This window comes from Eubacterium ramulus ATCC 29099 (assembly GCF_000469345.1).
Lineage (GTDB): Bacteria > Bacillota > Clostridia > Lachnospirales > Lachnospiraceae > Eubacterium_I > Eubacterium_I ramulus.
Map to the genome: position 1 here is coordinate 1 of NZ_KI271179.1, position 6,047 is coordinate 6,047.

The 6,047-nt window shown below is 39.3% G+C and carries 9 protein-coding genes and 1 pseudogene; 9 read left to right on the forward strand and 1 reads right to left on the reverse strand.

Annotated features, from left to right (window positions below):
* Nucleotides 1-50 precede the first annotated feature (50 nt).
* From rhuM to HMPREF0373_RS13515, 5 genes and pseudogenes are all read left to right on the forward strand, one after another.
* Nucleotides 51-149 (forward strand): annotated as a pseudogene (rhuM, locus tag HMPREF0373_RS17550) (RhuM family protein); the annotation flags it as partial.
* Nucleotides 150-323: 174 nt separating this feature from the next.
* Nucleotides 324-1,046 (forward strand): nitroreductase family protein, encoded by a 723-nt coding sequence (locus tag HMPREF0373_RS13500; protein ID WP_021740316.1) that lies wholly within the window; start codon nucleotides 324-326, stop codon nucleotides 1,044-1,046.
* Nucleotides 1,047-1,441: 395 nt separating this feature from the next.
* Nucleotides 1,442-2,443 carry a helix-turn-helix transcriptional regulator gene (locus HMPREF0373_RS13505; RefSeq protein WP_021740319.1) on the forward strand — a complete coding sequence of 334 codons (1,002 nt, stop codon included), beginning with the start codon at nucleotides 1,442-1,444 and terminating at the stop codon, nucleotides 2,441-2,443.
* A gap of 283 nt (nucleotides 2,444-2,726) precedes the next feature.
* A complete protein-coding gene (locus tag HMPREF0373_RS13510) occupies nucleotides 2,727-2,942 on the forward strand; it encodes a hypothetical protein (protein ID WP_044964549.1) in 216 nt (71 codons plus the stop codon).
* A gap of 25 nt (nucleotides 2,943-2,967) precedes the next feature.
* Nucleotides 2,968-3,381: a hypothetical protein gene (locus HMPREF0373_RS13515; RefSeq protein WP_021740321.1), complete on the forward strand. Its 414-nt coding sequence runs from the start codon at nucleotides 2,968-2,970 to the stop codon at nucleotides 3,379-3,381.
* A gap of 85 nt (nucleotides 3,382-3,466) precedes the next feature.
* Here the strand turns inward: HMPREF0373_RS13515 and HMPREF0373_RS13520 are convergent, their stop codons facing one another.
* Complete coding sequence (locus HMPREF0373_RS13520) at nucleotides 3,467-3,982, reverse strand: helix-turn-helix domain-containing protein (RefSeq protein WP_021740322.1); 516 nt, start codon at nucleotides 3,980-3,982, stop codon at nucleotides 3,467-3,469.
* Between the two features lie 246 nt (nucleotides 3,983-4,228).
* Between HMPREF0373_RS13520 and HMPREF0373_RS17555 the strand changes: the two genes are divergently transcribed.
* The 4 genes from HMPREF0373_RS17555 to HMPREF0373_RS13540 form a co-directional block, all read left to right on the forward strand.
* On the forward strand, nucleotides 4,229-4,357 hold the full coding sequence (locus HMPREF0373_RS17555) for a hypothetical protein (protein ID WP_021740323.1): 129 nt from the start codon (nucleotides 4,229-4,231) through the stop codon (nucleotides 4,355-4,357).
* Nucleotides 4,358-4,377: 20 nt separating this feature from the next.
* Nucleotides 4,378-4,590 carry a hypothetical protein gene (locus HMPREF0373_RS13525; RefSeq protein WP_021740324.1) on the forward strand — a complete coding sequence of 71 codons (213 nt, stop codon included), beginning with the start codon at nucleotides 4,378-4,380 and terminating at the stop codon, nucleotides 4,588-4,590.
* A gap of 51 nt (nucleotides 4,591-4,641) precedes the next feature.
* The gene (locus HMPREF0373_RS13530) at nucleotides 4,642-5,487 is read left to right on the forward strand and encodes a hypothetical protein (protein WP_021740325.1); all 846 of its coding nucleotides are present in this window, start codon (nucleotides 4,642-4,644) and stop codon (nucleotides 5,485-5,487) included.
* 271 nt (nucleotides 5,488-5,758) lie between these two features.
* Nucleotides 5,759-6,047: hypothetical protein (locus HMPREF0373_RS13540; protein ID WP_021740326.1), on the forward strand; the 289-nt coding region annotated here is incomplete at its 3' end.

Here is a 6,047-nt window from a genome sequence, read left to right on the forward strand (position 1 = left end):
AGAAGCCCCCACTTCAAAATCTGTGATTTAAGAGGTGGGAGCATGTCACGGTAAATTCTGAGCGTGCGGTGCAGTTCCGTAAATGAGTCAATCAAATTGCAAAGGACTATACCATCAAAGGCTGGGTTATGGATGACGAACGTCTAAAGATTCTGAGAAGAATATGTCAGCTTTCGCTGACCAGATTCACACACCAAGTCTCACGTGCGTTCGACTTGAATCTGGTATGTACATATGAGAAGGATGGTGAAAATCCAGAGCTGTTGATTTATAAAAAGAGATAATATAAGTAAAAAGAAGTATGAAAGGAAATAAATCTGATTATGAATGAAATTATAGATTCTTTATATCATAGAAAATCTGTGAGAGTATACGAAGATCGTCAGATCCCGGAAGAAATGAAAAATCTGATCTTGGAAGCTGCTATGCAGGCTCCGTCGGCAGGCTGTCAGCAGCTATATACAATCCTTGATATCACGGATCAGAAATTAAAAGAAATGCTTGCAGAAAGCTGTGACCATCAGTCATTTATTGCAAATGCGAAGATGGTTCTGGTATTTTGTGCAGACTGTAAAAAATGGTACGATGCCTATTTGGAAGCAGGATGTGAGCCTAGAAAACCGGGAGTTGGTGATTTGATGCTTGCGATTACTGATACAGCTATTGCGGCTCAAAATGCAGTAGTTGCTGCAGAGAGTCTTGGGATTGGATCGTGTTATATCGGTGATATTATGGAAAACTGTGAGGAGCAGCGAAGACTTTTGCATCTTCCTGAATATGTGTTTCCGGCAGTGATGTTAGTATTTGGATGGCCGACTGAACAGCAGAGAATGCGTAAAAAGCCGGAACGTTGTGAGCGAAAATATATTGTACATGAAAACACTTATCGCAGTATCGTTGGGGAGGAACTGCGTGAGATGTTTGCATATCAATGTAAGAACAGCACTTATGAAGAATGGTGCAGTGCCTTCTGTAACCGAAAATATAATTCGGATTTTTCTAAGGAAATGAGCAGATCAGTGTCAGAATATCTGAAACAGTATTAATATTTATCGTACAACAAAAAGGAGAATAACTATTGATGATTTTATCCGCTATTTTCAATTTTTTTGTATGACAAGTAAGGCATCATGATTATTACCTTTTGTGGACTCAGCCCTCAGCCTTTTCATTAGCAGAGGGCCGTTTTTTTGCTTAACAGTTATTGAGTATTCCTTAATTGCTCTACAACGCTGCATTTTGCTGCGTTGTCATACATCATGCAGGGGATGAGCCATCCCAGCAGAAAAAATACCGGAATTGTCAGCAGGACAGGCAGAATAGTGAACCGATACTCGAAGAACCAGAACATACTGCCCAGCATTTAAATGTGTGTGATGATAACGAGAACCTAGGATTTGTGTTATACTGATGACATCAATGTAAAAGGGGAACACACATTATGCCAAAAGGATCGAATCAGAAATTCAAATTATATCGTCTGGCACAGATCATGCTGGATAAGACTGATGATGAACATTATATAACGATGCCGGAAATCATGAAAGCTCTGGCAGAATATGAAGTCACTGCAGACCGAAAAAGCATTTACAATGACCTGCGAGATCTGGAAAAACTGGGAATTGAAGTGGAAGGGGAGCCTGTAGGAAAAGGATATCATTATCATGTGGTAAGCCGACCGTTTGAACTGCCGGAATTAAAGCTCCTGGTGGATGCTATCCAGTCATCTAAATTTATCACAGAGAGGAAGACAAATGAACTGATCGGAAAACTGGAAAAGCTGGTCAGCAGATACGATGCGATGAAACTGCAGCGTCAGGTATATGTCTCAGGCAGAATCAAGACTATGAATGAGAGCATTTACTATACCGTGGATGCCATTCACAATGCAATATCGGAAAACAAAAAGATCCGCTTTCAGTATTATCAATGGAATGTAAAAAAAGAAATGGAGCTGCGTCATGGTGGTGCCTGGTATCATATCAGCCCGTGGGGATTATCCTGGGATGATGAGAATTATTATCTGGTGGGATATGATTCCGTAGCCGGTCTGATTAAGCATTACCGTGTGGATAAGATGCTTCACATCCAGATGTCCGAAGAGGACAGAGAAGGCAGAGAATATTTCAAAAAACTGGATATGGCTGATTATGCGAAAAAGAGCTTTGGTATGTTTAACGGAAAAGAACAGAATGTAAAATTACTGGTTGCAAATTATCTGGCAGGAGTAATTATAGACCGTTTTGGCAACGATGTGATGATGATTCCAAAGGACGATGAGTATTTTACGGTCAATGTACAGGTGCATGTCAGCAGACAGTTTCTGGGATGGATTATTTCACTTGGAGAAGGAGTGAAAATCATTTCACCGGATGAAGTAGTGGAACAGATGAAAGAAGAAATTAAGCGGTTGCAGCGACAGTATACAATTCTCAAAATATGAGAAATAGATAGGTGTAAATCTGCAAATGAGATATGTATTTTGGAATGTGTTTCCGTTATACTGACGGTATCGGTTAGGAAGACAGCAGGTAAGTCGAAATGAGGTGACACGGTGAATGTAGAACAAAGAATCAAAAGGATACGGCTGATTGATAAAATCGATAAGAATCCGACATTCAGTCAAAAAATAGGTGTCAGAAACAGATCAGACTTTATCCCTAAAAAAACAGAAAGACAAGTACATTGAGCCATTCCTGAAAAGATGGCAGAAGGAGCAGAAGAACATGTTATCAATTTTATTTGCAATTTTTATGATCTGGTTTATTTTTAAATTAGGTATTTTCGGAATCAGAGCATCCTGGGGAATCTTGAAATTATTGTGTACGGTTGTATTTTTTCCGGTGATCCTGATTGCCCTGGTAATCGGTGGACTGATTTATATCGCACTTCCAATATTGATTATTGGCGGAATCATTGCACTGATTGCATCGAAAGCCTAAGTCAGACGAAAGGGAGATAAAAGCAATGTATGATATAGAAAAAGAAAAAAGAGAAGCTATTGATGCCGGGAACCGGGCACTACGCAGTCTGCGAACAGCCAGAGAAAATCTGAACAGTGCAAAAAACTGGGGACTGGTGGATATGTTTGGCGGTGGATTTTTCTCAACGATGCTGAAACATTCTAAAATGGATCAGGCAAAGGAAAATATGGAACAGGCGAAATATGACCTTCGCAATTTCAGCAGAGAACTGAACGATGTCAATATGGCATGTAATCTGAATATCAATACAGGGGATTTCCTTTCATTTGCAGATTATTTTTTTGACGGATTTATTGTGGACTGGATGGTACAGGATCGGATCAATCGTGCAAAAGATCAGGTGGAAGATGCAATCCGGAGAACAGAATACATAGTGAATCAATTACAGCAAATGTAAAAATAAGGCAGTGGACCGATTGGGTGTTGTCATAACGAAATGATGACAGGCACAGTTGGTTCGCTGCCTTATGTCAGGTTTGCCTCTATTTTAATTTTTCTTTTTCGGAATGGAGCAGTTCAATATTAAGCTTCTGTTCACTGGCAGTTTTATCTACCCAGAGATTTAATGCATCCACAGCCAGAGAGATTTCATCCAGCTTTTTACTGATGAATGCAAAATCTTTTATTTCATCATCACTGATCTTGCCGCCACGTGCAATCTGGATCAGGCGCGTAGTGAGCGGATTGATCTCGTTTAAGCTGGCGATGGTTTCAAGTATGATGTCTGACAAATCAGAAACTTCTACTTCCGGAACATAGCGATGGCCGATTTCACATTTATGAGAACAGAAATAATTGCACAGATCCGGGCGTTTATAGGCATCTGCCATTTGAACGATATCGTAAGGTGTAGGATCCTGCAGTTCATATTCGAATTTTTCGATTTTTGAGTCTGATACAGCCGCCATTTTTTCACTGGCCTCAGACCTGGTGAGTCCGGCGGTTTCCCGGAAAATCTGGTAAATTGTCTTATTTTCTCTAATAGATTGCTTTCCCATGAGAATAACCTCCCTGTATGCCACTAAACATGAGGAATATCAGAGGGGAACTCCACATGTTGCATGTGTATTTCTTTTTATAATTTTATTATACTTGAATCATCAGAAAACAACAAGCACTATAGTAAGCTGGTGTTTTTATACCCCACCAATTGCCTTACTATAAAGACAACAAAGGAATAGAATAACAAATACTGATACGAAAATATATCAGATATCACATTTTTAGTCGGAGGAGAATCGATTATGAGTAGAAAAGACGGTTACAGCAGAAGAGGTTTATTTGGAAATATCAATCATTACGATGTAAATGGCAGAAAGATCGGTGAGAGCCGACCGGGTTTGTTTGGTGACTGGAATCATTACGATAACTAAGGAAGAGGGGGAAAGGTATCATGAGAGATTGGAATGAAAAATTGGATAGAGGTTTTGACAGAACATTTGACTGGGATCGTGATGGGGAACTTGATAAGAAAGAAACATTAAATGAGTTGGACTGGCTGACAAGTTCTACGGATGAAATCGAAGATTTTGACAGTGACGATGACTTTGACAGTGATTTTGATGATGGCGACAGTTATGAAAGTGATTTTTGTGATGATTTCTAAAAACAGATTTTACTTAGAACTGAGTCGTGTATAGCAGCGGGAGGAGTAGTTATGTTTAAAAGATTATTGGCAGGCGTGATGGCATCCTTAATGGCAACTACAGGTTGTGCATCACCGAAAGAAAAAAGGTCGATGGAATTTGCTGAGAAATATATGCAGAAATATGTGGCAGAAATGGAAGAGGAAATGCCGGATGCATGGGATGATGGAGAACTGGATCTGAGCGTTACATACAGTAGCTGCTCAGAAGAAGAGGCAGAGAAGGTAATCGACCTGGATATGGATGAACCTGCCAAGTATAGTTATTATTATACGGTTGATTATATCAGTGATAATATTGATGATTTTTATAAAAGCTACAAGGATTCTGGTTATGTAAATATGTTTTATCATAAAATGCAAGATTTAAAAAGTGCGAAAATCGGTGTAAAAAGTCATCATTTCTGGTGGGGATCATCTCATTTTGACCGGTACGATAAAAAGAAAAATGTTGAAACCAGAATATTTATCACTGAGCAGAAGGGAGATCCATTTATAATTTATGGTAAAGATCATACACATTGTTATGAAATACGATCCTGTGACTATGGAAGTTTTGACTTATATGTAGATGGCAGCATGGTCTATTGTTATGAGAAGGAACATCCGGATTATGGATCGGTGACAAGTATTAACGCATCAAGTTCTACAAATACAACGAGTCAGAAAAAGTACCATTCTAATTCGGGATCAGGCAGTTCGTCCAAACACAAATATGTTTACACAGATCCATATGATGCAGAAGATTATAATGATGCAGATGATTTTGCTGAGGACTGGGCCGAAGAATTTGGTGATGGAGATTATGATGACGGCTATGATGATGCATATGATTACTGGGAAGACGCAATGGACTAGAGGTATGGCAGGGTTGGAATGCGGATCCACAGATTAATGAATTTATGAACCCGGATCGGTGGACCGATTATCAGAGAATGTTTGATTTACGTTATGGATTTAACCGAAATGTAGGGCTAGCAGACGCACTTGATCTTTGTGAGATTTAACCGGATGGATATAGTGTATATGATGCTTGCTGTCGAAGAAGACGAAATAGCAGGAAGAAACGGCTGCACTCTTGATGAACTCGATGCTTACCTTGACGACGTAATTACAGAGGTATAAGCCTATGTCAGATAAAAAATATAAAGTCATTGTTTCCGACAGGGCAAAGCGTATGTTGGGAACACATATTTGTTTTATGGCACAGGTTAATAAAGATGCTGTCAAAGCGAAAAAGCAAGAGCTTATGGAAGCAATGCGTTTTTTAGAACGTATGCCGCAGCGTTTTCCGTTTTTTGAAGAAACGTATATACCAACGAATAAATATCATAAGATGATTCTGGAAATTGTTTATGGAGCAGCGGTTATGGTGATCGGCCTGGCTGAGCTTATACAGAATCCAGTTCTAATCTTTT

Excerpts from the sequence above, each read along its gene's own strand:
- HMPREF0373_RS13515 (WP_021740321.1), top strand. The coding sequence starts at position 2,968 with ATGTATGATATAGAAAAAGAAAAAAGAGAAGCTATTGATGCCGGGAAC.
- HMPREF0373_RS13525 (WP_021740324.1), top strand. The coding sequence starts at position 4,378 with ATGAGAGATTGGAATGAAAAATTGGATAGAGGTTTTGACAGAACATTT.
- HMPREF0373_RS13510 (WP_044964549.1), top strand. The coding sequence starts at position 2,727 with ATGTTATCAATTTTATTTGCAATTTTTATGATCTGGTTTATTTTTAAA.
- HMPREF0373_RS13500 (WP_021740316.1), top strand. The coding sequence starts at position 324 with ATGAATGAAATTATAGATTCTTTATATCATAGAAAATCTGTGAGAGTA.
- HMPREF0373_RS13530 (WP_021740325.1), top strand. The coding sequence starts at position 4,642 with ATGTTTAAAAGATTATTGGCAGGCGTGATGGCATCCTTAATGGCAACT.
- HMPREF0373_RS13505 (WP_021740319.1), top strand. The coding sequence starts at position 1,442 with ATGCCAAAAGGATCGAATCAGAAATTCAAATTATATCGTCTGGCACAG.
- HMPREF0373_RS13520 (WP_021740322.1), bottom strand. The coding sequence starts at position 3,982 with ATGGGAAAGCAATCTATTAGAGAAAATAAGACAATTTACCAGATTTTC.
- HMPREF0373_RS17555 (WP_021740323.1), top strand. The coding sequence starts at position 4,229 with ATGAGTAGAAAAGACGGTTACAGCAGAAGAGGTTTATTTGGAAATATC.